At 65.4% G+C, this 25,280-nt stretch carries 25 protein-coding genes; 11 read left to right on the forward strand and 14 right to left on the reverse strand.

Annotated features, from left to right (window positions below):
- Genes AB7290_RS13860 through AB7290_RS13870 form a run of 3 tightly spaced genes read right to left on the reverse strand, consistent with a single transcriptional unit; the run spans nucleotide 1 to nucleotide 2,237 of the window.
- Nucleotides 1-1,242, reverse strand: a complete 1,242-nt coding sequence (locus AB7290_RS13860; RefSeq protein ID WP_085405844.1) for a YbfB/YjiJ family MFS transporter — start codon at nucleotides 1,240-1,242, stop codon at nucleotides 1-3.
- 32 nt (nucleotides 1,243-1,274) lie between these two features.
- On the reverse strand, nucleotides 1,275-1,511 hold the full coding sequence (locus AB7290_RS13865) for a tautomerase family protein (RefSeq protein WP_028154478.1): 237 nt from the start codon (nucleotides 1,509-1,511) through the stop codon (nucleotides 1,275-1,277).
- Between the two features lie 15 nt (nucleotides 1,512-1,526).
- Complete coding sequence (locus AB7290_RS13870; protein ID WP_085405845.1) at nucleotides 1,527-2,237, reverse strand: SDR family NAD(P)-dependent oxidoreductase; 711 nt, start codon at nucleotides 2,235-2,237, stop codon at nucleotides 1,527-1,529.
- A gap of 213 nt (nucleotides 2,238-2,450) precedes the next feature.
- On the opposite strand from AB7290_RS13870, the gene AB7290_RS13875 reads away from it, so the two are divergent.
- Both AB7290_RS13875 and AB7290_RS13880 read left to right on the forward strand, forming a co-directional pair.
- Nucleotides 2,451-3,374 (forward strand): LysR family transcriptional regulator, encoded by a 924-nt coding sequence (locus AB7290_RS13875; protein ID WP_028154476.1) that lies wholly within the window; start codon nucleotides 2,451-2,453, stop codon nucleotides 3,372-3,374.
- A 153-nt stretch (nucleotides 3,375-3,527) separates the two neighbouring features.
- A complete protein-coding gene (locus AB7290_RS13880; RefSeq protein ID WP_014493894.1) occupies nucleotides 3,528-3,683 on the forward strand; it encodes a hypothetical protein in 156 nt (51 codons plus the stop codon).
- Nucleotides 3,684-3,696: 13 nt separating this feature from the next.
- Here the strand turns inward: AB7290_RS13880 and AB7290_RS13885 are convergent, their stop codons facing one another.
- Entirely contained in the window at nucleotides 3,697-4,317 is a 621-nt protein-coding gene (locus AB7290_RS13885; protein WP_201266284.1) for a hypothetical protein, read from the reverse strand.
- Between the two features lie 233 nt (nucleotides 4,318-4,550).
- Between AB7290_RS13885 and AB7290_RS13890 the strand changes: the two genes are divergently transcribed.
- Nucleotides 4,551-5,480, forward strand: coding sequence for an aspartyl/asparaginyl beta-hydroxylase domain-containing protein (locus tag AB7290_RS13890; RefSeq protein ID WP_028153521.1), 930 nt, complete (start codon nucleotides 4,551-4,553; stop codon nucleotides 5,478-5,480).
- A gap of 64 nt (nucleotides 5,481-5,544) precedes the next feature.
- Here the strand turns inward: AB7290_RS13890 and AB7290_RS13895 are convergent, their stop codons facing one another.
- Both AB7290_RS13895 and AB7290_RS13900 read right to left on the reverse strand, forming a co-directional pair.
- Nucleotides 5,545-6,372 carry an amino acid kinase family protein gene (locus AB7290_RS13895; protein ID WP_038943690.1) on the reverse strand — a complete coding sequence of 276 codons (828 nt, stop codon included), beginning with the start codon at nucleotides 6,370-6,372 and terminating at the stop codon, nucleotides 5,545-5,547.
- Nucleotides 6,373-6,385: 13 nt separating this feature from the next.
- On the reverse strand, nucleotides 6,386-7,198 hold the full coding sequence (locus AB7290_RS13900; RefSeq protein ID WP_085405846.1) for an amino acid kinase family protein: 813 nt from the start codon (nucleotides 7,196-7,198) through the stop codon (nucleotides 6,386-6,388).
- Nucleotides 7,199-7,329: 131 nt separating this feature from the next.
- Here AB7290_RS13900 and AB7290_RS13905 point away from each other — a divergent pair, with 131 nt between their 5' ends.
- On the forward strand, nucleotides 7,330-7,788 hold the full coding sequence (locus AB7290_RS13905; protein ID WP_028153519.1) for a YybH family protein: 459 nt from the start codon (nucleotides 7,330-7,332) through the stop codon (nucleotides 7,786-7,788).
- Nucleotides 7,789-7,844: 56 nt separating this feature from the next.
- Here the strand turns inward: AB7290_RS13905 and AB7290_RS13910 are convergent, their stop codons facing one another.
- The 3 genes from AB7290_RS13910 to galE all read right to left on the reverse strand — a co-directional run bounded on the left by AB7290_RS13910 (nucleotide 7,845) and on the right by galE (nucleotide 11,519).
- Nucleotides 7,845-8,546, reverse strand: a complete 702-nt coding sequence (locus AB7290_RS13910; protein ID WP_028153518.1) for a fumarylacetoacetate hydrolase family protein — start codon at nucleotides 8,544-8,546, stop codon at nucleotides 7,845-7,847.
- 38 nt (nucleotides 8,547-8,584) lie between these two features.
- Nucleotides 8,585-10,387: an ABC transporter ATP-binding protein gene (locus tag AB7290_RS13915; RefSeq protein WP_028153517.1), complete on the reverse strand. Its 1,803-nt coding sequence runs from the start codon at nucleotides 10,385-10,387 to the stop codon at nucleotides 8,585-8,587.
- A 118-nt stretch (nucleotides 10,388-10,505) separates the two neighbouring features.
- Nucleotides 10,506-11,519: a UDP-glucose 4-epimerase GalE gene (gene galE / locus AB7290_RS13920; protein ID WP_028153516.1), complete on the reverse strand. Its 1,014-nt coding sequence runs from the start codon at nucleotides 11,517-11,519 to the stop codon at nucleotides 10,506-10,508.
- 126 nt (nucleotides 11,520-11,645) lie between these two features.
- On the opposite strand from galE, the gene AB7290_RS13925 reads away from it, so the two are divergent.
- Nucleotides 11,646-12,683 carry a glycosyltransferase family 4 protein gene (locus tag AB7290_RS13925; RefSeq protein WP_085405847.1) on the forward strand — a complete coding sequence of 346 codons (1,038 nt, stop codon included), beginning with the start codon at nucleotides 11,646-11,648 and terminating at the stop codon, nucleotides 12,681-12,683.
- A 219-nt stretch (nucleotides 12,684-12,902) separates the two neighbouring features.
- On the opposite strand, the gene AB7290_RS13930 is transcribed toward AB7290_RS13925, so the two are convergent.
- The 3 genes from AB7290_RS13930 to waaF all read right to left on the reverse strand — a co-directional run bounded on the left by AB7290_RS13930 (nucleotide 12,903) and on the right by waaF (nucleotide 15,186).
- Entirely contained in the window at nucleotides 12,903-13,301 is a 399-nt protein-coding gene (locus tag AB7290_RS13930; protein ID WP_028153514.1) for a hypothetical protein, read from the reverse strand.
- A gap of 281 nt (nucleotides 13,302-13,582) precedes the next feature.
- The gene (locus tag AB7290_RS13935) at nucleotides 13,583-13,882 is read right to left on the reverse strand and encodes a hypothetical protein (RefSeq protein ID WP_028153513.1); all 300 of its coding nucleotides are present in this window, start codon (nucleotides 13,880-13,882) and stop codon (nucleotides 13,583-13,585) included.
- A gap of 254 nt (nucleotides 13,883-14,136) precedes the next feature.
- Nucleotides 14,137-15,186 carry a lipopolysaccharide heptosyltransferase II gene (gene waaF / locus AB7290_RS13940; protein ID WP_028153512.1) on the reverse strand — a complete coding sequence of 350 codons (1,050 nt, stop codon included), beginning with the start codon at nucleotides 15,184-15,186 and terminating at the stop codon, nucleotides 14,137-14,139.
- 174 nt (nucleotides 15,187-15,360) lie between these two features.
- Between waaF and rfaD the strand changes: the two genes are divergently transcribed.
- The 6 genes from rfaD (at nucleotide 15,361) to AB7290_RS13970 (ending at nucleotide 23,314) form a co-directional block, all read left to right on the forward strand.
- A complete protein-coding gene (gene rfaD, locus AB7290_RS13945) occupies nucleotides 15,361-16,341 on the forward strand; it encodes an ADP-glyceromanno-heptose 6-epimerase (RefSeq protein ID WP_028153511.1) in 981 nt (326 codons plus the stop codon).
- A gap of 13 nt (nucleotides 16,342-16,354) precedes the next feature.
- The gene (gene rfaE1, locus AB7290_RS13950; RefSeq protein WP_028153510.1) at nucleotides 16,355-17,839 is read left to right on the forward strand and encodes a D-glycero-beta-D-manno-heptose-7-phosphate kinase; all 1,485 of its coding nucleotides are present in this window, start codon (nucleotides 16,355-16,357) and stop codon (nucleotides 17,837-17,839) included.
- A 41-nt stretch (nucleotides 17,840-17,880) separates the two neighbouring features.
- A complete protein-coding gene (locus AB7290_RS13955) occupies nucleotides 17,881-19,134 on the forward strand; it encodes an O-antigen ligase family protein (RefSeq protein ID WP_049831969.1) in 1,254 nt (417 codons plus the stop codon).
- 99 nt (nucleotides 19,135-19,233) lie between these two features.
- The gene (locus AB7290_RS13960; RefSeq protein ID WP_085405848.1) at nucleotides 19,234-21,147 is read left to right on the forward strand and encodes a nucleoside-diphosphate sugar epimerase/dehydratase; all 1,914 of its coding nucleotides are present in this window, start codon (nucleotides 19,234-19,236) and stop codon (nucleotides 21,145-21,147) included.
- Nucleotides 21,148-21,149: 2 nt separating this feature from the next.
- On the forward strand, nucleotides 21,150-22,370 hold the full coding sequence (locus tag AB7290_RS13965) for a glycosyltransferase family 4 protein (protein ID WP_085405849.1): 1,221 nt from the start codon (nucleotides 21,150-21,152) through the stop codon (nucleotides 22,368-22,370).
- Nucleotides 22,367-23,314 (forward strand): NAD-dependent epimerase/dehydratase family protein, encoded by a 948-nt coding sequence (locus AB7290_RS13970; RefSeq protein WP_085405850.1) that lies wholly within the window; start codon nucleotides 22,367-22,369, stop codon nucleotides 23,312-23,314. Before AB7290_RS13965 ends, AB7290_RS13970 begins: the two co-directional genes overlap by 4 nt.
- Here the strand turns inward: AB7290_RS13970 and AB7290_RS13975 are convergent.
- Both AB7290_RS13975 and AB7290_RS13980 read right to left on the reverse strand, forming a co-directional pair.
- Nucleotides 23,302-24,321 (reverse strand): MraY family glycosyltransferase, encoded by a 1,020-nt coding sequence (locus tag AB7290_RS13975; RefSeq protein ID WP_028153034.1) that lies wholly within the window; start codon nucleotides 24,319-24,321, stop codon nucleotides 23,302-23,304. The two genes, AB7290_RS13970 and AB7290_RS13975, sit on opposite strands and share 13 nt — an antisense overlap.
- Nucleotides 24,318-25,277: a lysylphosphatidylglycerol synthase transmembrane domain-containing protein gene (locus tag AB7290_RS13980; RefSeq protein ID WP_028153035.1), complete on the reverse strand. Its 960-nt coding sequence runs from the start codon at nucleotides 25,275-25,277 to the stop codon at nucleotides 24,318-24,320. The genes AB7290_RS13975 and AB7290_RS13980 overlap by 4 nt, the downstream gene beginning before the upstream one ends.
- Between the last annotated feature and the right edge of the window lie 3 nt (nucleotides 25,278-25,280).

Genomic DNA, 25,280 nt, shown 5'->3' on the forward strand with positions numbered 1-25,280 from the left:
TTATGCCCTGCGCGTGGTGAGCGCGAGCCCAAGATCGATCGCAAGCGCGAGCACCACGGCGGCGCCGCCAAGTGCGAACAGGACCAGATAGTCGCCACCGGTCTGCGCGTAGATCCAGGAGAAACCGTAGGCTGCCGCTGCCTGGAACAGTGCGAAGCTCGTGGTGGCGTGGCTCCATGTCGCGCGCTGCTGCTCGGTCGAGTGCGGCACGAGCTCGTGGATGCGCCCGAGCACCAGCGGCACGATGCCGGGCGTGAAGCCGCCGACCACCACGCTCGATACGATCAGCGAGAGAGGCGCGGTGCTGACGGTGGGCAGCAGCACGGCGGCTGCCTCGATCAGGAAGGCCGCGCGCAAGGCCGGTCCGAATCCCGAGCGGTCACCGAGATGGCCGGTGACGAGCGGGCCGACGATGGCGCCGAGACCGTACAGCACCCAGTAGCGCGAGCCCGCGGCAATGCCCTGGCCGAGGCCACGCGCCACGAAGTCGACGATGAAGACCATGTGCGGCACCAGGGCCACCGCGTTGAGGCCATACTGGACCAGAAGCGCGCGGACGGCCGGCGAGGCCTGATGGGACTTCGCGTGGTGCGAAGGCGCGGCATCGCTCCTGGCCTCCGCGGGCCAGTTCCACCAGCTCGCGAGCGTGAGCACGGCGGAGAGCACGCCGAGGCCATACCAGCTCTGCTGCAAGCCCTGTTGCAAGAGCAGCGGCACCAGCGTGCCCGATGTAGCGACGCCAAGGCCGACGCCGGCAAAGATCACGCCGCCGCCGATGCCGCGCCTCGTGGCCGATACGTGCGGCAGAATGACGGAGGCCGCCAGCACCATGATGATTCCGCCGGTCAGGCCCGACAGAAAGCGCCAGGCGAAGAACCAGGTGAACGACACCGGGCTAGAGCTCGCGAAGAAGGAGAGGGTGGCAAGCAGCATCATCGCCCGCAGCGCGCGGACTGCGCCGATGCGAGTGGCCAAGGCGCGTGCCGCGAGCGCGCCGGCGAGGTAACCGGCAAGATTGGCAGCGCCGAGATAAACGACGTCGGATGCGCTGAACCACTTTGCGGCGATCAGCGCCGGGATCAGCGGCGTGTAGGAAAAGCGGGCGAGGCCAAGCCCGACCAGTGATGCGGACAATCCCGCCACGGCGTACCGCCAAGCCTGCCGCGAAGTCGATTGCGATTCCGATCCCGGCCGCTGATGCGGCCGGGCGTGGTGCCCAGTGTTTGCATTGAGTTCAGTCATGTCATCCTCCTGCGCACACAATGGCGCGCGGATCATCCTGTCTTTGCGGCGCGGCGGCGCCGGAAGTCCTGCACGGGCAGGCCGCCCCAGCCCCAATTGTCGGTGTCGACTTCCTCGATCACGACGAAGGTGGAATCGAGCGGCTTGCCGAGCACATCGAGCAGCAACTGGCTCGATCCCCTGATCAGCGCAGCCTTCTCCTCCGCCGTGAGCGACGCCGCTCCCGGCGTCGTTCCTTCGCGGGTCACTTGAATGGTGACGATCGGCATGGTGTTTCTCCGCGCTCAGTGGCCGGCGCTCTGGCCGCCGTCGACGTGCAGGATCTCGCCGGTGACGAAGCTTGCCTGCTCGAGATAGAGCACGGCGCCAACGATGTCGGACATCTCACCCATGTGGCCGACCGGATGCAGCGCGCCGAGCTGGGCATGCGTCGCAACGGGATGCATCGGCGACTTGATGATGCCGGGCGCCACCGCGTTCACGCGGATGCCGCGCCTGGCGTATTCGATCGCGAGCGACTTGGTCGCGGCGTTCAGCCCGCCCTTGCTCAGCGAGGCCAGCACCGACGGTACGTTCGAATTGGCCTGATCGGCCAGGGTGGTCGTGATCTGGACGACGTGACCCGAACCCTGCTTCTCCATCTCCGCAATGGCGAGCTGCGTGATGTGGAAAAAGCCCGCAACGTTGGTGCCCATCACCGCCGCATAGTCCTCGGCCGTGTACTGCGTGAACGGCTTTGCGACGAAGATGCCGGCATTGTTGACCAGCGTGTCGACGCGGCCGAAGCGCGCGACGGCCTGCGAGACCACGCGTTCCGCGGTGGCCCGGTCGGCGATGTCGCCGGGAACGGCGAGGATCTCATCGTCGCCCGACGGCTTGATGGAACGCGCCGTTGCGACGACGCGATAGTTGCGATCGCGAAAACCCTGGACCAGGGCGGCGCCGATGCCCTGCGATGCACCGGTGATGATGGCGACCTTCTGCTCGATACCCATGACGGACTCCTGTTGTTGGCTTTCAGAACCTGCGCCAGCAGCGGCTGGCTCGCGTACCGAGGTACGCCGCGGCGGCCCGGCTGCGAATACACGTTGTCCGGCAGACACTGTTACGTGGTGCGAACGAATGCCGGACCGGCCTTTGGCGGCGGTTGTCGCGGCGGGGGCAAGCGCCTAGCTTGTCACTGGAATTTGATGGGGCGACGGGTAGGCATGGATCGTCTGGATGCGATGAAGGTGTTCGTCCTTGCGGTGGACGAGGGCAGCCTGGCCGCCGCAGGACGCAAGCTCGGCCGCTCGCCGGCGGCGGTCAGCCGCGCCATCGCCTTCCTGGAGGAGCGGGTCGGCGCCGAACTGCTGCACCGGACGACACGATCGATCAAGCTGAGCGAGGAGGGCGAGCGCTATGTTGCGATCTGCCGCCGCGTGCTCACCGAGCTGGAGGAGGCCGACGACATCGTGGCCGGACCGCGCACGGCGCCCCGCGGCCTGCTCACGATCACGGCGCCGGTGGTCTCGGGCGAGATGGTGCTGCGGCCGATCCTCGATGCGTTTCTCGACGCCTATCCGACGGTGTCGGCAAAGCTCCTGCTGTTCGACCGTTCGGTCAATCTGATCGAGGAGGGCGTCGACATCGCGCTTCGCATCGGGCCTCTCGCGGATTCGGCGATGGTGGCGATGCGGGTCGGCGAGATCAGCCGCGTCGTCGTCGCAGCGCCGCGCTACCTGAAGCAGCACCCGCGCATCGCTGAACCCGGCGACCTCGCCAAGCACCAGATCGTGGCGATGGCGCACCTGCCCAATTCCTGGACCTTTGCGCCACCGGCCGGCTCATCGGCAGCCAGGACAGTCCAGTTCATACCGCGACTCGTCGTCAACAGCACCTATGCGGCGGTGGCATCCGCGGTTGCCGGGCGCGGCGTGGCGCGGATGTATTCGTACCAGGTGGCCGAGCAGGTCGCGCGCGGCGAGCTCGAGATCGTGCTGGCCGGCGACGAGGATCCGGAGATGCCCGCGCATTTGATCTGCCCGCAGGGCCGGCTCGCGGTACCCAAGGTACGGGCCTTCACCGACTTCGCAGTGCCCCGGCTGAAGAAGCACTTTGCGCAGCTCAAGAAGAGCCTCGGTGCACGCTAGACATTGCGGCCGCGCGGCGACTGCCAATGCGTTGTTTTGCGTATACGGCCGCCGGGCTGAATCGGCGATGGTTCCAGAACGGTTAACGCCGATTTAACGGATGAGTCCTAGCCTGTCTCGGCCGGGGTTACTCGCAAGGCCGAGGTGAGCCCAATGGAAGCCCAGAAGATTGCGGTCGACGCCGTCGTCGCGCTGACCGATTGCGACCGCGACGCCGTCATCGCCTTTATCCGCCGGCTCTATCTCGCCGGCGTCACCGACCCCAAGCGCCTCACGTTCAAAGGCCTGCAGGCGCTGTCCCGGGCTTGATCGGCAATCGAATCTACTTGCTGGTCGGATCGCTGATCCGGATCGAGGTGACGCGGTCCTGCCGCACCTCGAATGAGAAGGGCCATGGCTCGTACGTCCAGAGCTCGGTTTTCTCCAGCCCGCTGGGCCCGACGTGGAATGGGCCGCCGAACTGCGCCATCAGTTTGTCGGTGCTGTCGCCGAGATTGACCCGGTTGAAGCTGTACGCGGCGACCGGTGCCTCGCCGCTGATCTGGAGCGCGACGGTGCGGTTCGCTTTCACGATGGCGGCAAGATAGGGAAACTCGCCGGTCTTGCCGAGGAAGTAGACATAGGCCGTCGCGTTGTTCGGTTGCGGCAGCTTGCGGTGCGGCTCGCCGAGCACGGCCTTGAGCGAGGTCTCCGAGATGCCGACGCCGAGCGCGCCCATGCGCTGGCAGGCAAAGCTAAGCACGTCGGGATCGGGCGGGGTGATGCGCTTACCGGCTTCGACCTTGCAGGCGAATGTCTGCCCGACCCGTAGCCACTGGCCGCGCAGCTCCGGATCCGGAGGCTTGCCGCCTTGGGGTGACGGCGAAGTGCCTTGGCCGTTCACGGGTGCGAATATTCCAAGCAGAACCAGCGCGAGCGCGGAGCCCGCCAACGACCGCCACATCCCCAAGACGCACCCCGATTTTCCAACCCTGGAACCAGGATAGCACGCCGCAAACCGACCGCAACGCGGGGATTGGCGGCGGGTCGGCTACGATTTCAAATTGTGCGCGGCACGGCTCGGGACGTCCCAATCACAACCTGCGGAACAGCCTCAGGATGCACGCCAATATCTTGCAGCTCGGGCCGGGTCGGAGTAGATCACGTCCCCGGCTGGGTCACTCGGGATTTGGGGAAATGCTGAAACAGCTTTTTGCGCCGCAACTTGTCATTCTCTATGTGCTCGCGGCTTCGACCATTTACGTTCACTTCCGCGGCAAGCAGCGACTGCGCTTCGCGCGCCAGCTCGGCGATCACTCGACCTATCTCGCGCCCTACAACGTGCTGATGTATGCGGGCTCGGCCGTGCCGAATAAGCCGGTGATCCCGGTCGATCAGTTTCCGGAGTTGAAGCCACTCAGCGAGAATTGGGAGACCATTCGCGACGAGGCGGTGCGCCTGTTCGACGAAGGTTTTATTCGCGCGGCCGCGAAGAACAACGACTGGGGCTTCTACTCGTTCTTCAAGAGCGGCTGGAAGCGGTTTTACCTGAAATGGTATGACGACTTCCTGCCGTCGGCGAACACGCTGTGCCCGAAGACGGTGGAGCTGCTCAAGTCGATCCCGAGCGTGCATGGCGCGATGTTCGCGATGCTGCCGCCGGGCGGCAAGCTTGGCGCGCACCGCGATCCGTTCGCCGGCTCGCTGCGCTATCACCTCGGCCTCGTCACGCCGAACTCGAACAAGTGCCGCATCCTCGTCGACGGCGTCGAATGTGTCTGGCGCGACGGCGAGGCCTTCATGTTCGACGAGACCTTCATCCACAGCGCGGAGAATGCGACCGACGTCAACCGCATCATCCTGTTCTGCGACGTCGAGCGCCCGATGAAGTACGGCTTCATGACCGCGATCAACCGCTGGGTCAGCCATCACATCGTCAAGGCGTCGGCGACTCAGAACGTGGACGGCGAGAGCGTTGGCGTGCTCAACAAGGTGTTCGGCAAGCTCTATGAGATCCATCTCGGCAGCCGCAAGGTCAAGGAGTGGAACCGCAACGTCTACTACACGCTGAAATATTCGCTGACGGCGCTGATCCTCGGCCTCATCGTAATGTCGGCGCTGCGCTAATCCGCCCTACGAAAAACCCCGGAGCAACGCTCCGGGGTTTGTTTTTGCGGACGTTGCTGCGGCCTCACACCGGCTTCGCGCCAGTGTTGATGATCGACCCCACATGCTGGCCGCGCAGCGCCGCGCTGATCCGGCTCGGCACGAGACCGTTGACGACCTGCACGCGCGCGATGTGTCGTGCGTTGGCCATCACCTCGAGCAGCGCGGGATCGAACGGCAGTGTGCCCTTCAGCTTCGCAAGATCGGCAAAGCTCGTCTCTTTCAGCAGCTCGGCCTTCTTGCCATCCGCGCCATTGGGATCGGTTGTGTAGACGCCATCGACGTCTTCAACGATCGTGAGGCCCGCCGCACCGAGCGCGTCGGCGAGCAGGAAGGCGCCGGTATCGGCCCGATGCAGCGGGATGCGCGCGGTCGGGAATTCATGATGGTGGTAGGGCGGGAACGCGCTGCCGACGACAGCGCGCGCCGCCTGGAGGTGAATGGCGAGCTGGCTCGCGATGGTCGGGTGCTCGACATAGGAGACACCCTCCGGTGCGAGCAGGCTTGCCAGGATGTGGCCGTTCTGGCCGGCCTCGCTGGCGGCGAGCGGTGCGAGCGAACCCACGGGAAGGCCGAGATCGAGGCCGACGCTGTAGAGATGGCGGGCGCGGATGCCGGCGCCGGTCAGGATGAGCAGGCGATGCTCCGGCAAGAGCGACCGCAGCTCGTCGACGAGCGGGAGGATCGCTTCGTGACCGCGGTCCATGATGCGGCCGCCGATCTTGATGACCTGCAGCCAGGGCAGCAGCTTGATCGGGCGGTTGCCGGCAACGGGGCGGGTGAGATCGCTGTCGAGCAGAGTCTGGCGCGCGAGCGGCGAGGCGACGTGCTTGATCTGGTTGGTATCAGCCATGACGGTGCTCTCTTCAGCTCGCGGTGATGATGGTGCCGACATGCTCGCCCGCAAGCGCGCGGGTGAGATTGCCGGGGACGAGGCCGTTGATGATCTGCACCTGCCGGACATGGCGCGCCGAGGTGAGGAGATCGAGCACCGGGAATTCGAGGATCGAATCCTGCAGGCCCTTGGCCTTCATCTCCGCCACCGAGATCTTCGGGATGAAGGTGGCGTTCTTCGACGTCTTGGGGTTCGCGGTGTAGAGGCCGTTCTCGTCCTTCACATAGATCATCGCCTTGCAGCCGAACTGCTCGGCGACGAGGAAGCATCCGGCGTCGGTGCGATAGGGCGGGATCACGCCCTCGGCCGCGGGCCGCATCCACAGGCTATAGGGCGGCATGCCGCTGAAGATTACCGCACTCACCTCGGCGAGGAACAGCGGCACGGACGACAGCCCGGCGCTGGAGACGGCGGAGATACCGTACTTGGCCAGCAGCTGCCCGAGCATCGCGGCGTTCTGATCGGCGACGGAAGCCCCGAGCTGCGACAGCACGCCGGCCGGCAGCCGGAGCCCGGCGGCGATCGAATACAGATGCCGCGCACGGGTGCCGGCGCCGGTTCCGATCAGGAGCTTGTGCGCCTTGCGGGCGGCGACGATCTCCTCGACGATTGGATAGACCGCGGCACGGCCGCGATCGATCATGCTCTGGCCGCCGATCTTGATGACGGTTGCATCGGGGAGGATGCGGAAGTCCGCTGCCTTCTCCGCTGCGGCCACAAGCTGTGGGTCGGTGAGCGAGCGCTGCATCAGCAGCCCCTCGAGCTCCGTGATCGTGTTCGACATCCGAGACATCCTCTCGTTTTCTGATGCAGTCTCTGCGGCGGACCCTTCAGCCTCGACCGCGAATCTTGCCGCACACTTCAGTCCATGGCAACAAGGTGGCCGCGATTTAGCGGCCAAACATGGAGCAGGCAATGGCCCCGTTGCCACTTGCGAACACCGAGATCGTGCAATTCTTCCGCGAGTGGATGGATACCTTCTCAGGCTATGTCCGCGAGGTCGACTACGCCTCGGCGCGGCCGCTGTTTCACCCGGACGTGCTCGCTTTCGGCACGCATAACGACGTCATCCCGGGGCTCGACCAGTGGGTTACGACGCAATGGAATAACGTCTGGCCGAAGACGACCGACTTCCGCTTCGTCCTCGACCAGGTCTCGATCCTGGCATCCCCCGACGGCACGATGGCGACGGTGGTCGCGCCGTGGACGAGCACGGGCTACCATCCCGATGGCAGTTCGTTTCCGCGGCCGGGTCGGGCGACGATGGTGTTTTCAAAAAATGGAGATGGCTGGCTGTGCGTGCATTCGCACATGTCGCTCAATCGCGGTGTGCCGCAGGCAAGCCACGCCAATCGGCCGGTGAAGGCCTGGTAGAATGCAAAAGGCCCCGGACATGTCCGGGGCCTTTCGATTTCCAGATGTCGTTCAGCCTACTCCGGCTGGCCGATGCTCACCTTCAGCGTGCCGACACCGTCGACGCCGCATTCGAGCTTGTCGCCCGGCTGGAGCTGCGACACGCCGGCCGGCGTGCCCGTCATGATGATGTCGCCGGCGGCGAGCTTCACCTGCTGGGAGAGCTGCCAGATGATCTCGGGCACGTTCCAGATCAGCTCGGTGAGATCGCCCTTCTGGGCTTCCTTGCCGTTGACCGTCAGCCAGATCTTGCCCTTGGCGGGATGGCCGATCTTCGAGGCCGGCTGCACCGCGGAGCAGGGGGCCGAGCCGTCGAACGACTTGCCGATCTCCCACGGTCGCTCCTTCTTGCGCGAGGCGATCTGGAGGTCGCGGCGGGTGAGGTCGATGCCGACGGCATAGCCGTAGACATGGTCGAGCGCCTTGTCGGCGGGGATGGCGAGGCCGCCGCTCTTCATCGCGACGATCAGCTCGACCTCGTGATGCAAATCCTTGGTCAGCGGCGGATAGGGAATGGTGGCGCCATCGGGCACCAGCATGTCGGCGTGCTTGGCGAAGAAGAACGGCGGGGCGCGCTCGTCGTTGCCCATCTCGCGGATGTGCTCGAGATAGTTGCGGCCGACGCACCAGATGCGGCGCACGGGATAACGGCCGCTCTCCCCGACGACGGGAAGCGAAGCCTGGGGCGGAAGCGGGATGACGTAGGAGGCGGCGTTCATGGAGCGGTCTCGCTGCTCTTGGTGGGGTGAAGGAAACTCTATGCGGTTGCGCTGATCGGCGCCAGAGCGCCGGCGTCGTGGTGCTGCAGGCGGAAGAACGAGGCGTAGCGGCCCGAGCGGCGCAAGAGCTCGTCATGCCGGCCCTGTTCGACGATCTCGCCGCCCTCGACCACCAGGATCGCGTCGGCGTGCATGATGGTGTGCAGCCGATGTGCGATCACGATGGTGGTGCGGTTATGGCAGAGATGCTCGATCGCCTCCTGCACCTGCCGCTCGGACTCGGAATCGAGCGCGGCGGTGGCTTCGTCCAGCAGGATGATCGGTGCGTTCTTGATCAGCGCGCGCGCCACCGCGATGCGCTGGCGCTGGCCACCGGAGAGCTGCGTGCCGTGCTCGCCGACCGGCGTGTCGTAGCCGAGCGGGAAGCTCATGATGAAATCATGCGCGCAGGCGGCTTTCGCAGCATCAATGATTTGCTCTTCGCTCGCGCCGGGCTTGCCGAAGGCGATGTTGCTGCGGATGGTGTCGCGGAACAGATACACGTCCTGGCCGACATAGGCGGTCTGCGCGCGCAGCGATTTGCGCGAGACCGCGCCGATCGACTGGCCGTCGATCACGATGTCGCCTTGCGTCACCTCGTAGAAGCGCAGCAGCAGCCCCAGCACGGTCGATTTGCCGCCGCCGGAGGGGCCGACCAGCGCGGTGACTTTTCCGGGCTCGGCAACGAAGGACATGCGGTTGAGGACGGTCTCGCCGGTCCGGTAGGAGAAGCTGACGTCGCGCAGCTCGATCTTCGCTTCAGACAGCTTCAGCGCCGGCTTGTCGTCGTCGGAATGCTCGCTCGCCGGGCTGTCGACGACCTCGAGCAGCATGCGCGCGCCGACTAGCTGACTGTTCAGATCGATGTTGAGCCGTGCCAGCCGCTTGGCCGGCTCGGTTGCCATCAGGAACGCGGTCATGAAGGAGAAGAACGCGCCGGGCGTGGCGTTGAGCGCGACCACGCTGTAACCGCCGTAGAGCAGGCAGCCGGCGACCGCGAAGCCCCCGAGCATCTCCATCAGCGGGTTGGAACGGTTGGCGACGCGGGCCATCTTGTTGGCGTTGCGCTCGACGATCGCGATGTTCTCGTCGATGCGCTTCTGCATGGTATCTTCGAGCGTGAATGCCTTCACCGTGCGAATGCCCTGGAGCGACTCCTGCATCGTCTCCAAGATGTCGGCGGTGCCGGTGAACTGGTTGAAGGCGAGGCCCTTGATGCGCTTGACCAGCTTGCGCAGCACCAGCATCGCCGGAGGCACCACGACGAGGCCGATGAACGACATCACCGGGTCCTGCCACACCATCACGCCGATCATCGCGAGCAGCATCATGAGGTCGCGTCCGACAGCGTTGACCAGCATGTTGAGCACGTCGGTGATGGATTTGGCGCCGGCGGTCAGCCGCGCCAGGAATTCAGACGAATGCCGTTCGGAGAAGAAGCCGACGCTCTCGCGCATCAGCTTGGCGAACAGCTGGCGCTGGTTGGTGGCGAGGATGGCGTTGCTGATCTTGGTCAGGATCACCATGTGGCCGTAGGTCGCCACGCCCTTGATGAAGAGCAGGATCACCGTGATGCCCGAGAACATCGCGATGCCCGGGATGTTCTTGTCGACATAGGCCTGGTTGATGACCTGGCCGAGCACGTAGGTCGCGCCCGCGGTCGATCCGGCGGCAAGCGCCATCAGCGCGAAGGCGACGAGGTAACGCCGCCAGTAGATGATCCCCTGTTCCGTGACCAGGCGGCGAATCAGGACTGCCGCTGTATAGGGATCGTCGGTGATTTTCTTTGGAAACTGGGCCATCCGGTGTCCATTGACGGGGCAAGGAAAAGCCTGCCCGCGCGTCAGGGATCGAAGGGCCTCTGTGCCCGCTAAAGCCGCGCTTTTCAAGCCCAATTAAGGGCTTGCGCTGGGATGGAATCTAGGCCGAGACGGCGTGGCGGAGCTCGCCATGGCGCTCGCGGAACAGCTTGTCCTCCCAGGCCAGCGCGTGGGCCGCGATGGTCTCGAGGTCGTCGTATTGCGGCTTCCAGTCGAGCAGGCCGCGGATGCGGCTGGTGTCGGCGACCATGGTCATGATGTCGCCGGGCCGGCGCGGGGCGTATTGCACGGCGAAGCTGCGCCCCGAAACCCGGCGCACCGCGTCGATGGTCTCCAGCACCGAATAGCCGCGGCCATAGCCGCAATTGAGCGTCGTCGAGGCGCCGCCATTGCGCAGGTAAGCGAGTGCCGAGCGATGGGCCTGCGAGAGGTCCGAGACATGGATGAAGTCGCGGATGCAGCTGCCGTCCTGGGTCGGGTAGTCGGTGCCGAACACGTCGATCTTGGCGCGCTGGCCGGTCGCGGCCTCGACGGCGATCTTGAGCAGATGCGTGGCGCCGACGGTGGCCAGCCCGATGCGCGCCTGCGGATCGGCGCCGGCGACGTTGAAATAGCGCAAGGTCACGTATTGCATGCCGTAGGCGGCGGCGACGTCGTGCAGCATGATCTCGGTCATCAGCTTCGACGAGCCGTAGGGCGACAGCGGCCGCGTCGGCGCGTGCTCGGGCACCGGTACCAGGTCCGGATTGCCGTAGACGGCCGCGGTCGAGGAGAAGATGAAACGGCTGATGCCGCGCTTGACGGCGACGTTGAGCAGGTTGCGCGCGGTCATGAAGTTGTTGCGGTAGTAGCCGAGCGGATCGCGCATCGACTCCGGCACGACGACGGAGCCCGCGAAATGGATGATGCTCTCGATGTTGTGCTGGGCGATCACGCCTTCGACCAGGTTCTCGTCGCCGGCGTCGCCAATGAACAGCGGCACGCCCTCGGGCAGATAGGCCGAGAAACCGGTCGAGAGATCGTCGATCACGACGACGTCCTCGCCGGCTTCCGCCAGCGCCAGGACCGTGTGACTTCCGATATAGCCGGCGCCGCCGGTGACTAGCACAGTCATGATCTCACCCGTCTTCGATCAACGCGCCACGTTAACGTTTGCGCGGTGAAGAGGGGGTTTCGGCAGCCCTGAACTGGTCACTATGCTTAATGTTGCGTATAGGGGGCTTCCGTAACGGAGCATGACGTGGCGAATTCCCCCGGCGATCTCGAAGTGATCGTGCCAAATCTGCACAGGCGCTATTCCGGGGTCACCGCGACCAACCGGATGGTGGCGCCGCGGCTGGCGAAGCTCTATCGCGCCGCATGGTTCGGCTCGGATGCGCCGGAGGGGATTTCGCGGCTGAGCGCTGCCGATTTCCTCAGGCTATGGGGCCGCAAGACGCCATTGATCTGGCACGCGCGGCGCAACAACGAGATGATCGCGGGCGTCCTGCTGCGCGCGCTCGGCTGGCCATTGAAACTCGTGTTCACGTCGGCCGCGCAGCGGCATCACAGCTGGATCACGCGCTGGCTGATCCGGCGCATGGACGCGATCATCGCGACATCAGACATCTCGGCCTCGTTCCTGAAGGTGAAGGCGACGGTGATCCCGCACGGCGTCGACACTGATGTCTATGCGCCGCCGCCAGATCGCGCCGCGGCCTTTGCGGAAGCCGCGCTGCCGGGCCGCTACGCGATCGGCTGCTTCGGCCGCGTGCGCGCGCAGAAGGGCACGGATGTGTTCGTCGATGCGATGTGTCGCCTGCTGCCGCGCTATCCGGATTTCACCGCAGTCATCGTCGGACAGGTCACGCCGGAGCAAATGCCCTTCGCGAACGACCTGAAGAAACGCATCGATGCCGCCGGCCTGCAGTCCCGCATCGTCATCACCGGCGAGCTGCCGATCGAAGCGGTGCAGCGCTGGTATCAGCGGCTGACGATCTACGCCTTCACCTCGCGCAACGAAGGTTTTGGTTTGACGCTGATCGAGGCGATGGCGGCCGGCAGCGCGCTCGTCGCCGCGCGCGCCGGTGCGGCCGCGCTCGTGGTCGAGGACGGCTCGACAGGTGTGCTGATCCCGACTGGTGACGCTGATGTGTTGGCCGCCGCGCTCGAACCGCTGATGCGCGACCCGGACGCCGCGCTCGCCATGGGCGCGCGGGGGCGGGCACGGGTGCTGGCGAAGTTCAGCCTCGATGCCGAAGCGGCGCGGATCGGCGACGTTTATCGTCCGCTGCTCTGAACTGCCGCTTTCGCGACCGCAAACAAAAATCTCGAAAACAACCCCATGCAAAGTAGCCGGTGCCAGCGGAATCAACGGGTTGACGGCCGGTGCGATGCGTTGCGGATTTTACGAGGCCGTTTGACACGTCGGGCAAAACAGCGGCACGATGTCATCATCGGCCGCAGTTGCGATACCCGGATCATCCATCCAGGTTCCTTCAAACCGTCGCGGTCGACTTCACATTGGGCAGCGCACATACGGCATTTGCACTGGCACCGGCTCCTTGGAGCTGAGTGTGATATTATTCTCTCCGGAGAATGTCAGGTCGAATGCGACGTCTGAAATCGCGACGCCGTCCGAGCACGACGCGATTATTCGCATATTCGGCCCGTCATCGCGCAACGATTTGACCGTGCATTTTTCAAATGTGCCGGTTACTTGCCTTCCCTGGACGATTAAACCGCCCGCGTGTAGATCAGCATCTTTCTTGAAGGCAAGCCTGTTGTTCTCTTTGGTGAATATTTGGCCACAGGCCGAGGCGTCGATTGTCCAAGCTCCGTTCAAATCCGCAGCCTGAATCGAGGCCGATTGCGTCACGAGAAGTACCAACGTCACCAAAGGATTGAAGGTCCTCATGAAACTCTCCGACTAAATGGTCAATACTGCCAAATCAGCCTCTTCGACGCCGATGGGGCGCAGCAAGACGCGCCCCTTTGTATCGGTCTTGAGCAGTATTTGGGTGCGGCGAACTGGCGAAGCTGTTGTTGATCTAAGTCAATAGGCTCTGCAGAGCGCTCGTCTGCTTGAGGCAAAGCGCAGCGTAGCGCGATGACGAGTGCGATCTGTCAGCGCTGGAAAGGCCGCCGCATTTGTCCGGCGGCCTCCGCGCTTGAGTGGCTTGCGGGGCGGCGCCCCAGCTAGAGATCGATGCTAACGGCGATGTTGCGGCCCTGTAGTTGGGAAATCTTCATTCCGTCAGCCTGCACTTGCGCGAACTCCGGGTCGTTTGCCACGGCTTCCTGCACTTTGCCGTAAACTTCCCAATTGGAATAGCGCGTCGCAACCAGCAACTCTCCTGCCCACTGGCCAGTGTGGAAGCGGGAGAGCCGAAGAAATTCGGCGCCGTGTTTCTCAAAGATTTTCTTCGCCTGCCTGACGATCTTGATCATTTCCTCGGGCTTGTCGGTCTTGAAGCGAGTGAATTGAACGATCGGCATGGGGCTACCTCCATAACTGTGTAAAATTTTCAAGAGGCATGTATCGAGCGACGTTTGAGGAGCGAACCTCTTGTTCGAATCTCGATGAAGATTCGTCTTTGTCGACGTGATCTTGGTTCAGCCTTCACAAGCGGCAGCGACGCAGCCTTATCCCGCGAATGAACTGACAACGTCACTGACTAAAACTGGCGGACGGAAAGACCTGCTGGTGGATTCGCTGCCAGTTGCCCGATCAACGCATGGCGTCAATGAGTTCACACTCCGAGCACCCGCTGCGCGATCGCCACGACCTCGGAAGCCGCGATATCCCGCATGCAGCGGTGGTCGTTCATCTTGCAGATCGTGCTCTGGCAGGGCTGGCATGAGAGCACGCTCTTGTCCTGGACCACGGTCGCGGCGAGGCCGTTGAGGGGAGCCCAGAGATAGGGGCTGGTCGGGCCGAAAATGCCCATGGTGGGCGTGCCGAGCGCGGCTGCGATGTGCATCAGGCCGGAATCGTTGGAGATGGCGACGCCGGCCGCGGCCATGGCAAGGACGCCGTTGCGCAGATCGGTGCCGGTGAGGTCCCGCACGCCCGGACCGCCGGCGGCGACGATCTCCTGGGCGAGGCCCTTTTCGGCGGGGCCGCCAACCACCCAGACCTCCAGCCCGCGCTCGGCCAGCAAGCGGGCAGCCTCCGGATAATAGGTCCAGCGCTTTGAGGCGCCGACTGAGCCGGGAGCCAGCGCGACCGCCGCCCCGGCGCTGAGGCCATTGGCCTGCCGCCAGCGGACGATGTCCTCGGCCGGGACCCGCAATTGCGGCACCGGCCATTCCGGGGGCAGGGGGGCGCCATCGGATTGGGCCAGGGCGGCGTTCTTGTCGATGAAGCGGGGCAGCTTCTTCTCGCCCCAGCGCCAGCGGTTGAGCAGGCCGAACCGGAACTCGCCGACGAAGCCGACCCTTTCCGGAATCCCGGCCAGCGCGGGCGCGATGGCCGCCTTCCAGGTCCGGGGCAGCACCAGAGCTGTCCCGTAATTCCGCTCGCGCAGGAGCTTCGCCAGGCCGAGCTGGCGACCTACGGCGAGCCGGCTGCGCGGCAGGTCCCACACGATGCCATCGCGCACGCCGGGCATGTAATCGACCAGGGGGGCGCAGAGGGAGGTGGTGAGGAGATCGACCGGCCGGTTGGGCCAGCGCTCGTTCAGGACCCGGACAACGGTGTGATTCCGGACGAAATCGCCGATCCACATATAGGGGATGATCAGGATCGGGCGTGTGTCGCTCCGATCTGCATCTTGACCAAATTGCGAATCTTTATTCATTCGTTAATAGGACCGGGAACGTGCTGATGTGGCGGTTCGGTTACCCGCTCCGGACCTGCAGGTAAAGCCGGGACAGCGCCGATCCCAAAACCGCTTACACTTTGGCGGATCATGCGCTAGGGCAGGACCGGGCCGTGAAAATCGGGCAGGGCAAAACCTGGCAGGGTAGGTGGAATGTTGCTGGTGACCGGTGGGGCCGGTTTTATCGGATCGAATGTCGTCGCCGCGCTGAACGAGGTCGGTCGCAGCGATGTCGTCGTCTGCGATCTCCTCGGGACCGAGGGCAAGTGGCGAAACCTCGCCAAGCGCCAGCTTGTGGATCTCGTCCCGCCGGCCGAGCTGCTCGACTGGCTGAAGGGCCGCAAGCTCGACGCCGTGATCCATCTCGGGGCGATTTCCGAGACCACCGCGACCGACGGCGACCTCGTGATCGAGACCAATTTTCGCCTGTCGATGCGCCTGTTGGACTGGTGCACGGCGGATGCGGTGCCGTTGATCTACGCCTCGTCGGCCGCGACCTATGGCGATGGTGCCGACGGCTTTGACGACGACGCCTCACTGCCCGCATTGAAGAAACTGCGGCCGATGAATCTCTACGGCTGGAGCAAGCACCTGTTCGATCTCGCCGTCGCCGAGCGCGTCGCGCGCGGCGAGAAGCTGCCGCCGCAATGGGCTGGACTGAAATTCTTCAACGTGTTCGGCCCCAACGAATACCACAAGGGCTCGATGATGAGCGTGCTGGCGCGCCGCTTCGATGATGTGAGGGCGGGCCGCGTCGTGCAGCTGTTCAAGTCGCACCGCGAGGGCATCGCCGACGGCGATCAGCGCCGCGATTTCATCTATGTCGACGACGTCGTCCGCGTCGTCATGTGGCTGCTGGCGACGCCGTCGGTGTCCGGTCTCTTCAACGTCGGCACCGGCAAGGCGCGCAGCTTCAGGGATCTGATGCTAGCTGCCTATGCCGCGCTCGGCACCAGGCCCAACATCGAATACGTCGACATGCCCGAGCAGATCCGCGGCAGCTATCAATACTTCACCCAGAGCGAGGTCGATCGCCTGCGCCGCGCCGGCTATAACGGCGGCTTCACGACGCTCGAGGATGCGGTGAAAGCCTATGTCGGCGATTATCTCGACCGGCCAGACCGCTTCCGCTGAGGCTTCAAGGACCATGCCGACCCCCATTCTCGATTTCGACGCTCTCGCGCAAGCCATCTCAGGCCGTACGGTGCTGTGCATCGGCGACATCATGCTGGACGAGTTCGTCTATGGCGAGGTGTCGCGGATCTCGCCGGAAGCGCCGGCGCCTGTCATCGCCGCCCAGCGCAGCGAGATCCATATCGGCGGCGCCGGCAATGTCGCGCGCAATATCGCCTCCCTCGGGGCGCGCTGCATCTTCGTCGGCCTCGTCGGCGAGGACGATGCGGGCAAGCGGCTCGAAGCGGCACTTGCGGAGCATGCCGGCATCGAAAGCGTGCTGGTGTGCGATCCGTCGCGGCCGACCACGCGAAAAGTCCGCTTCGTCTCCGAGCATTTTTCCACGCATATGCTGCGCGCGGATTGGGAGCAGGCGGTGCCTGCCTCCGACGACATCGAGACCACGCTGATCGACGCAATCCTGCCGCAGATCGCGCGCGCCGACATCGTGCTGCTCTCCGACTACGCCAAGGGCGTGCTGACCGCGCGGGTGATCCGCCACACCATCGACGCCGCGCGAACGCTCGGCAAGCCCGTGATCGTCGATCCCAAGAGCCTGAACTGGGCGATCTATCGCGGCGCCACGCTGCTCACGCCCAATCGCAAGGAATTTTCGGAGGCGACGCGCAGCCGCGCCGACACGCCGCAGAGCATCGTCGATGCCAGCGAGGACGTGATGCGGCTCGCCGATTGCGAGGCGATCCTGGTCACGCAAGGCGAGCACGGCATGACGCTGGTGCCGCGCAATGGCGAGGCCGTTCACGTTCCGGCTGTCCCCGTGAAGGTGCGCGACGTCTCCGGTGCCGGTGACACCGTCGCCGCCGCGCTTGCGGTGTCGCTCGCGGCAGGCGCGGACTGGGACACGGCGTTGCGGATGGCCAATGCGGCCGCTGCCGTCGCCGTCGGCAAGCAAGGCACGGCCAGCGTGAGCGCGGCCGAGCTGCGGCGGAAGATCCTGCCGCATGCTTATCTCGCGGCTGAGGAGAAGATCGTGCTCGAGCCTGATACGCTCGACGCACAGCTCGCGGAATGGCGCCGGCAGGACCTGCGCGTCGGCTTCACCAATGGCTGCTTCGACATCCTGCATCCCGGCCACGTCAAGGTGTTGACCGCGGCGCGCGGAGCCTGCGATCGCCTGATCGTCGGCCTCAACAGCGATGCCTCGGTGCGGCGGCTGAAGGGCGCCGATCGCCCGGTTCAGGACGAGCGGGCGCGTGCGGAAGTGCTCGCGGCGCTCGAAGCCGTCGATCTCGTCGTCATCTTCGAGGAGGATACGCCGATCGATTTGATCACCCGGATCAAGCCGAGCGCGCTGGTGAAGGGCGGCGACTACACCCGCGAGCAGGTGGTCGGCCACGAGGTCGTCGAAGCCGCCGGCGGAATCGTCGTGCTGGTCGACATCCTCCAGGGCTTCAGCACGACCGCGCTGGTCCATCGCGCGCGGGGAGGGGGCAAGTGACGGACCAAGCGACGACGCTCGCCCGGGAGACGACCGCCCAGATGCTGTGGCGGCGCTTTCGCAGCCCGGCGGCGTGGTGCGAGACGGCCGACCTGTTCGCGATCCTGACCGTGGCCTCGCTGCCCTGGTCGACCTCGCTCACGGCGATCTTCAACGCTCTTTTCCTGGTCTGCATGGTGCCGTTTCTCGACGTGCGCGCATTCCTGCAATCGCTGAAGCGCCCGATCGCAGCCGCGCCGATCGCGCTGGTCCTGCTCGCGCTGGTGGGCACGCTGTGGTCGGATGCGGCCTGGGGTGCGCGTCTTTATGCGGTCAATCCGACCGTCAAGCTGCTCGTGCTGCCCGTGCTGCTCTATCATTTCGAGCGCTCGTCGCGCGGGCACTGGATGTTCATCGCGTTCCTGGTGTCCTGCGCGCTGCTCTCGGTGATGTCGTGGCTGGTGGCCTTCTATCCCAACCTGACGCTCAAGCCCGATCACCTCGAGCGCGGCATCTTCGTCAAGAACTACATCGACCAGAGCCAGGAATTCGCGCTGTGCGCGGTCGCGCTCGCCTATCCCATCGTGATGCTGCTGCGCGAGAAGCGCTATTGGTTCGCGGGACTATTGATCGCGCTGGCTCTGAGCTTCTTCGTCAACATGGCCTTCGTGGTGGTGTCGCGCACCGCGCTGGTCACCGTTCCGATCATGTTCGGCGTGTTCGCACTCCTGCACCTGCGCTGGCGCAGCATCGCGATCATCTCGGCCGCTCTGCTCGCCGGCGCCGCTCTCGCCTGGCAGGCCTCGCCGCAATTGCGCAAGACCGCGGACACCTTCGCCAGCGACTACACGCGCTATGTCGAAAAGGGCGAGCCGACCTCGCTGGGCCTGCGGCTCGAATTCTGGCGGAAATCGCTCGGCTTCTTCGCGGAGGCGCCGATCAAGGGGCACGGCACCGGCTCGACGCGCGGATTGTTCGAAGCGGTCGCGACGCCCAGCGGCCACTACCAGGCCTCTGCCGAGGTGATCGGGAATCCGCATAACCAGACGCTGAATGTCGCCGTGCAATGGGGCGTCATCGGCATCGTCGTTCTCTACGCGATCTGGATCCTGCATCTCCTGCTGTTCCGCGGCGACGGGCTGGCCCATTGGGTTGGCCTGCTGGTGGTGGTGCAGAACGTCTTCACTTCGCTGTTCAACTCCCATCTGTTCGACTTCCACGAGGGCTGGATGTATGTCATCGGCGTCGGCGTTGCGGGCGGCATGGTGATCCGGGCCCGACACGCCGAGGCGAAGGTGGGGGAAGCCGGTTCCTGAACGGCCGCGCGGCTGGCAAGCCTTGTACTGGCAAGTCTTGACGAGATGGGCTATCAGCGCGGTCAGGTTGCATCTAACTGGGATTTCATCGGTCGGCGGATGACGCGTCTTTCGCATCTCACCTTGCGCAATTTCCTGATCGCGCTCCACGACCTGCTGGCGACCACGGCGGCGCTGTTCGCAGCCTTCTACCTGCGTTTCGAGGGCGGCGACGGCTTCTTCGACCGCCTGCCGCTGCTGTTCCAGATCCTGCCCTACTTCCTCGCCTTCAGCGTGGTCGTGTTCTTCCTCTTCAACCTGACCACGACGAAATGGCGCTTCATCTCGCTGCCTGATGCGCTGAACATCATCCGGGTCGCGACCGTGCTGACGGTTGCCCTCCTGGCGCTCGACTACATCTTCGTCGCCCCCAACGTCCGCGGCGCCTTCTTCCTCGGCAAGGTAACGATCGTCCTCTACTGGTTCCTCGAGATCTCCTTCCTCAGCGCGCTGCGCATGGCCTATCGCTATTTCCGCTATACGCGGGTGCGGCGGCATGCGAGGGGCGAGGATGCCGCGCCGACGCTGCTGATCGGCCGCGCCGCGGATGCCGAGGTGCTGCTGCGCGGCATCGAGAGCGGGGCGATCAAGCGCATCTGGCCGGTGGGCGTGCTGTCGCCGTCGAGATCCGATCGCGGCCAGTTCATCCGCAACGTGCCGGTGCTGGGCGACTTCGACGACATCGAGGACGTCGTCGGCGACTTCGCCAAACGCGACAAGCCGATCGCACGCCTGGTGATGACGCCGTCCGCGTTCGAGCCGGACGCTCATCCGGAATCGATCCTGATGCGCGCGCGCAAGCTGGGCGTGATCGTCAACCGCATGCCCTCGCTGGAGAGCGGCGACCCGCCGCGCCTCACGGCCGTCGCGGTCGAGGATCTCCTGCTGCGGCCGAGCGAAAAGATCGACTACGCGCGGCTCGAAGCGCTGATCAAGGGCAAGGCTGTCATCGTCACCGGCGGCGGCGGATCGATCGGGTCCGAGATCTGCGAGCGCGTCGTCGTCTTCGGCGCCGCGCGCCTCCTGATCGTGGAAAATTCCGAGCCGGCGCTCTATGCGGTCACGGAAGCGCTCGCTGCGCACGGCGCGGCGGCCGCGATCGAAGGGCGAATCGCCGACATCCGCGACCGCGAGCGCATCATCCGCCTGATGGCGGAGTTCAAGCCGGACATCGTGTTCCATGCCGCCGCGCTCAAGCACGTGCCGATCCTGGAGCGCGACTGGAGCGAGGGCGTCAAGACCAACATCTTCGGCTCGATCAACGTTGCCGATGCGGCGCACGGCGCCGGCGCCGAAGCCATGGTGATGATCTCGACCGACAAGGCGATCGAGCCGGTGTCGATGCTCGGCCTCACCAAGCGCTTCGCCGAGATGTACTGCCAGGCGCTCGACCACGATCTTGCCGCAGCTAGCGGCAGTGCCAGGCCGCCGATGCGGTTGATCTCGGTCCGGTTCGGCAACGTGCTGGCGTCGAACGGCTCGGTGGTGCCGAAGTTCAAGGCCCAGATCGAGGCCGGCGGCCCCGTGACGGTCACGCATCCCGACATGGTCCGCTACTTCATGACCATCCGCGAAGCCTGCGATCTCGTCATCACGGCGGCAACGCATGCGCTCGGAACGCAGCGTCCCGACGTCTCGGTCTACGTGCTCAACATGGGTCAGCCGGTGAAGATCGTCGATCTCGCCGAGCGCATGATCCGCCTCTCGGGCCTTCAGCCCGGCTACGACATCGAGATCGTGTTCACCGGCATGCGGCCGGGCGAGCGCCTGCACGAGATCCTGTTCGCCTCCGAGGAGCCGACCCGCGAGATCGGTGTCGCCGGCATCATGGCCGCACAGCCGAACGAGCCGCCGATGCAGACGCTGCGCAAATGGGTCGCGGCGCTGGAGCAGGCGATCGCGCGGGACGATCGGGCCACGATCAAGACGATCCTGAAGGATGCGGTTCCGGAATTCGGGTCGACCGCGGCCTGACCATGCAGTCTCAAGGCAAGATCGTCGTCGCGAGCCAGCACTATCCGCCTGATCCGAGCACGACGGCGGCGATCATGGCAGAGATCGCTTGCCGCGTCGCCGTCGACCACGAGGTCATCGTACTGTCGGGCTCGCCCGGTGAATTACCGGCCTCGCAAACCGGCCCGGGCAAGCCGCGCGTAATTGCCATCAAGAACCGGATGGCGGGAAAGGCCGCGCTGGTGCGACGTGGATTGTCCGAGCTGCTGTTCGCGGCGCGCACCTTCTTCGCGCTGATCCGGGAGCTTAGGGCAGGTGACGTCGTGGTCACCGTCACCGCGCCGTTCATGCTGCCTTACGCGGTCGCGGCCGCGGCAAGATGCAAGGGCGCGCGCTCGGCGCTGATCATGCACGACCTCTTCCCCGATGTTCTCGTGATGGCGGAAATCCTGAAGCCCGGCTCGTTGGTGACGCGGACGATGCGCGCGGCCAACAGTCTGATGTTCCGCGCGCTCAATGCCGTCATCACCATCGGCCGCGATGCGGAGCGGCCGCTCTTGAGCTATTCCGGCATGACGCGGAACAAGATCCGCTTCATCCCGAACTGGGCGACGCTCGTTCCCGCGGCACGTCCCCTGTCGCAGGACAATCCGTTCCGCAAAGCGCTTTCCGCGCGATTCATGGTCGGTCTGTCGGGCAATCTCGGCTTCACCCATGATCCGGAGATCGTGTTCGAGGCGGCACGCCTTTTGAAAGACGAGCCGGACATCCACTTCCTGCTGTCCGGCTGGGGTATCGGCTTCGAGCGGCTGAAGCAGTTGCAGGCCGAAGCGAACTTGCCCAATGTGTCCTTCGTGGCGCGGGTCGCGGATGCCGAGCTCGAGGCGTTCCTGGCGGCTGCCAATCTCTGGATCATTCCGTACCGGAAGGACGTGGCGGGGGTGTCGGTGCCGAGCCGGTTCTACAATCTGCTGGCGGTCGGCCGTCCCGTGGCGCTGGTCTCGGAGCCGGAGGCCGAGGCTGCGTTGACGGTGGTGGAGAACGGGCTCGGCTGGGTCGTGACGCCGGGCCGCGCCGATCAGCTCGCCGACGCAATCCGCGCGGCATCCCGTTGCGACGCCGCCGCCATGGCCGAACGCGCGGTGAAGGCGGCAGCGAGATTCGACCGGACGACCGCGATGAACGCCTATGCCGGGCTGATCGACGAATTGTTGCGCAACCCTGATCTGGCGGAGCAACGATGAGCGAGCGAAAACCGGTCGTGCTGGTGACAGGGGCGAGCGGCTTCGTCGGCCGTCATGTTGCGCCTGAGCTCTCGCGCGAGGGATGGTCGGTCCGCCGCGCAGTGCGCAGCCCGGAGGGGATCGACGACGAGGTCGTGATCGAATCGATCGGCCCCGATACCGATTGGCAGGCGGCGCTCGAAGGCGTCGACGCCGTGGTCCATCTCGCCGCGCGCGTGCATCACAAGCACGAGGAGCACGCGGTCCAGCTCTACCGCAACGTCAACATCGCCGGCACGCTGCACCTGGCGCGCTCCGCGGCGACGGCGGGCGTGCGCCAGTTCATCTTCGTCAGCACCGTTCTCGTGCACGGCCGCAGCAATGAAGGCCGCGCGCCGTTCAGCGAAGAGGACATCCTCACGCCGCGCGGCCTCTACGGCATGTCCAAGGCCGCCGCAGAGGCGGGCTTGAGAACGCTGGCGCGCGACAGCGACATGAAGATCTCGGTGATCAGGCCGCCGCTGGTCTATGGCGCGGGCGCCAAGGGCAATTTCGCGCTGCTGACGCGCGCGGTGAATCTGGGGCTGCCGCTGCCCTTTGGCGCGATCCGCAATCAGCGCGCCTTCCTGGCCGTGCAGAATCTGTCGTCGTTCATCCTGCGCCGGCTGGCTCACCCCGATCCCACGAGCAATTTCGAGATCTTCCTGGTCGCCGACACGGAACAGGTCTCGACGCCCGAATTCATCGAGCGGCTGGCAAAGGCTGCCGGCAAGAACTCGCGGCTGTTCGGCATGCCACCGGACCTGCTCTCAACGCTGCTCAGCGTGATGGGCCGGCAGGATACCCATGACAGCCTGATCGGCTCGCTCGAGCTCAACCTCGCCAAGGCAATCGCGACCGGCTGGCAGCCGGAGGTCTCCCTCGACGAGGGCCTGCGGCTCGCGCTGTCGGCTCAGGACGCCTGAGGGCGGGAGAAGCGGCGCAGCACGAATCCGATCGCGATCGCGCCCGCGACGAGCGCGAGCCATGTGACCGAGGTCGAGCTTGCGCGAACCGTGATGATGGCAAGCACCGCCAGCAATAGATTGAGCGCGAACACATCGCCGATCACGCGGCGGACCGTGAAGCCGTTATCGGTGGCGCGCTGGTAGAAGTGCGAGCGGTGTGCCGACCAGAATTGTTCGCGCCGCGCGATGCGCCGAAACAGCGTGATGGTGGAATCCACGAGGTAATAGGCCGGCAGCAGCAGCGCCGCGGCCGGCTGCCCGTGCCAGGCGAGCTCCAGCAGGCACCAGCCGAGCAAAAGGCCGATCGGCAGGCTGCCGACATCGCCCAAAAACACTTTTGCGACCGGACGGTTGAACGGCGCAAAGCCGAGCATGGCGCCGCCCAGCGCCGTGGCGATCAGCGCGGCGGGCCACGAGAGGTCACCGAGCAGTCCCAGCAGCAGCAGTGCTGCGGTGACGGGCACGACTTCCGCGGCCGTCATCAGGTCCAGCCCGTCCATGAAGTTGACGAGGTTCACGAACCAGACGCCGGCGAGCAGGATGAGGCCACGCTCGAGCGGAAGCGGCAGTGCCGGCACGATGCGCGCGGTCTCGGGCGCGGTGAACACGACCGCGCCGACGCAGGCTGCTTGCAGCGCGAGCCGCGCCAACACCGGCAGCGACACGATGTCGTCGGCGAATCCGACCAGGGCGATCACGATCGTTGCAATGACCAGCGCCGGCGGGATCGCAACGTTCGCCCAGGCGGCCCAGGCCGATGCGACCAGCAGCGTGGCGGTGATCACCGCGATGCCGGCGCCCTGCGGGGTCGGAATGCGATGCGAGGAACGGGCATTCGGTCGCGCCAGGGCATAGCGCTGGAGCAGGGGGCGGCTGGTCCAGGTGATGATCGCCGACATCAGCGCGGCGACCGCGACGGCAAGCAGCGAGGACATGGCGGCAACAGCGTCGATGGCTGGGCTCACTCCGGCACCCCGAGCGGCGCCGACCCTTTCGCGGCCTTCTCCGCGCTGAGGATCCAGACCAGGCCGCCGATCGCGCCGACGATGAAGAGCACGGCGCCGAACAGCAGCGAGACGTTGACGCCTTCGTTGGCGGAAAGTCCGGCGAAACCGAAGGCCAGGCCCATCGTCGCCTCGCGCACGCCCCAGCCGGCGATCGAGATCGGCATCAGGGTGATCAGCATGATCGGCGGAATGAGGAGGAATGTCTGGCCGAAGCTGACCGGTGCGGCGATCGACTGCACCACGCACCACGCAATGACGACGGCGAGCACGTGAACGAGAAGCGACAGAATTGCGACGATCGGTCCGCGCTTGGCGTTGAAGATCACGCGGTTGGCAATCACGGCGCAGGCATGGATGTGATGGGTGGCCCACCAGGTCTTCAGCCACGACCATTTCAGCGCGCCGAAGATCAGGAAACCGACGCCGCCCGCGAGCGCGGCGAAATCGACGAGCAGCAGCGCCGAGCGTCCATGCGGATCGGTGATGAGCTCGTAGCTCCAGGGCAGGCTCGCGACGACGACGATCGCCAGCGCGACGAGGCCGATCGCGCGGTCGACGAAGATCGAGTAGGTGGCCGCGCGCCATCCGGCGCCGGCGCGCGCGACCAGCCACAGCCGGACCGCATCGCCGCCGATCGCGGAGGGCAGCGTCTGGTTGAAGAACGCGCCGATCACGTTGTAGCGCATGGCGCGGCCGAGCTCGAGCGGCGCGCCGCATTCGGCGCTGATCTCGCGCCAGCGGACCACGCCGACGAAGATTTGCAGGAACGTGACCGCGATCGCCATGGCGATCCAGAGCAGGCTGGTCGCGGTCAGGCGCGAAAACAGTTCGGACAGATCGACCTTGCGCAGCGCCAGGTAGAGCAGCGCTCCGGAAATCAGGATTTTGGCCGTCGACAGCAGGATTCGGCGCATCTC

Origin of the sequence: Bradyrhizobium sp. 613_E4_N2_2 (assembly GCF_052075995.1) — a bacterium.
In the GTDB taxonomy this organism is placed as follows: domain Bacteria; phylum Pseudomonadota; class Alphaproteobacteria; order Rhizobiales; family Xanthobacteraceae; genus Bradyrhizobium; species Bradyrhizobium barranii.

Coding starts and splice junctions, on each gene's coding strand:
- AB7290_RS13860 (WP_085405844.1), bottom strand. CDS start 1,242: ATGACTGAACTCAATGCAAACACTGGGCACCACGCCCGGCCGCATCAG.
- AB7290_RS13865 (WP_028154478.1), bottom strand. CDS start 1,511: ATGCCGATCGTCACCATTCAAGTGACCCGCGAAGGAACGACGCCGGGA.
- AB7290_RS13870 (WP_085405845.1), bottom strand. CDS start 2,237: ATGGGTATCGAGCAGAAGGTCGCCATCATCACCGGTGCATCGCAGGGC.
- AB7290_RS13875 (WP_028154476.1), top strand. CDS start 2,451: ATGGATCGTCTGGATGCGATGAAGGTGTTCGTCCTTGCGGTGGACGAG.
- AB7290_RS13880 (WP_014493894.1), top strand. CDS start 3,528: ATGGAAGCCCAGAAGATTGCGGTCGACGCCGTCGTCGCGCTGACCGAT.
- AB7290_RS13885 (WP_201266284.1), bottom strand. CDS start 4,317: ATGTGGCGGTCGTTGGCGGGCTCCGCGCTCGCGCTGGTTCTGCTTGGA.
- AB7290_RS13890 (WP_028153521.1), top strand. CDS start 4,551: ATGCTGAAACAGCTTTTTGCGCCGCAACTTGTCATTCTCTATGTGCTC.
- AB7290_RS13895 (WP_038943690.1), bottom strand. CDS start 6,372: ATGGCTGATACCAACCAGATCAAGCACGTCGCCTCGCCGCTCGCGCGC.
- AB7290_RS13900 (WP_085405846.1), bottom strand. CDS start 7,198: ATGTCGAACACGATCACGGAGCTCGAGGGGCTGCTGATGCAGCGCTCG.
- AB7290_RS13905 (WP_028153519.1), top strand. CDS start 7,330: ATGGCCCCGTTGCCACTTGCGAACACCGAGATCGTGCAATTCTTCCGC.
- AB7290_RS13910 (WP_028153518.1), bottom strand. CDS start 8,546: ATGAACGCCGCCTCCTACGTCATCCCGCTTCCGCCCCAGGCTTCGCTT.
- AB7290_RS13915 (WP_028153517.1), bottom strand. CDS start 10,387: ATGGCCCAGTTTCCAAAGAAAATCACCGACGATCCCTATACAGCGGCA.
- galE (WP_028153516.1), bottom strand. CDS start 11,519: ATGACTGTGCTAGTCACCGGCGGCGCCGGCTATATCGGAAGTCACACG.
- AB7290_RS13930 (WP_028153514.1), bottom strand. CDS start 13,301: ATGAGGACCTTCAATCCTTTGGTGACGTTGGTACTTCTCGTGACGCAA.
- AB7290_RS13935 (WP_028153513.1), bottom strand. CDS start 13,882: ATGCCGATCGTTCAATTCACTCGCTTCAAGACCGACAAGCCCGAGGAA.
- waaF (WP_028153512.1), bottom strand. CDS start 15,186: ATGAATAAAGATTCGCAATTTGGTCAAGATGCAGATCGGAGCGACACA.
- rfaD (WP_028153511.1), top strand. CDS start 15,361: ATGTTGCTGGTGACCGGTGGGGCCGGTTTTATCGGATCGAATGTCGTC.
- rfaE1 (WP_028153510.1), top strand. CDS start 16,355: ATGCCGACCCCCATTCTCGATTTCGACGCTCTCGCGCAAGCCATCTCA.
- AB7290_RS13955 (WP_049831969.1), top strand. CDS start 17,881: ATGCTGTGGCGGCGCTTTCGCAGCCCGGCGGCGTGGTGCGAGACGGCC.
- AB7290_RS13960 (WP_085405848.1), top strand. CDS start 19,234: ATGACGCGTCTTTCGCATCTCACCTTGCGCAATTTCCTGATCGCGCTC.
- AB7290_RS13965 (WP_085405849.1), top strand. CDS start 21,150: ATGCAGTCTCAAGGCAAGATCGTCGTCGCGAGCCAGCACTATCCGCCT.
- AB7290_RS13970 (WP_085405850.1), top strand. CDS start 22,367: ATGAGCGAGCGAAAACCGGTCGTGCTGGTGACAGGGGCGAGCGGCTTC.
- AB7290_RS13980 (WP_028153035.1), bottom strand. CDS start 25,277: ATGCGCCGAATCCTGCTGTCGACGGCCAAAATCCTGATTTCCGGAGCG.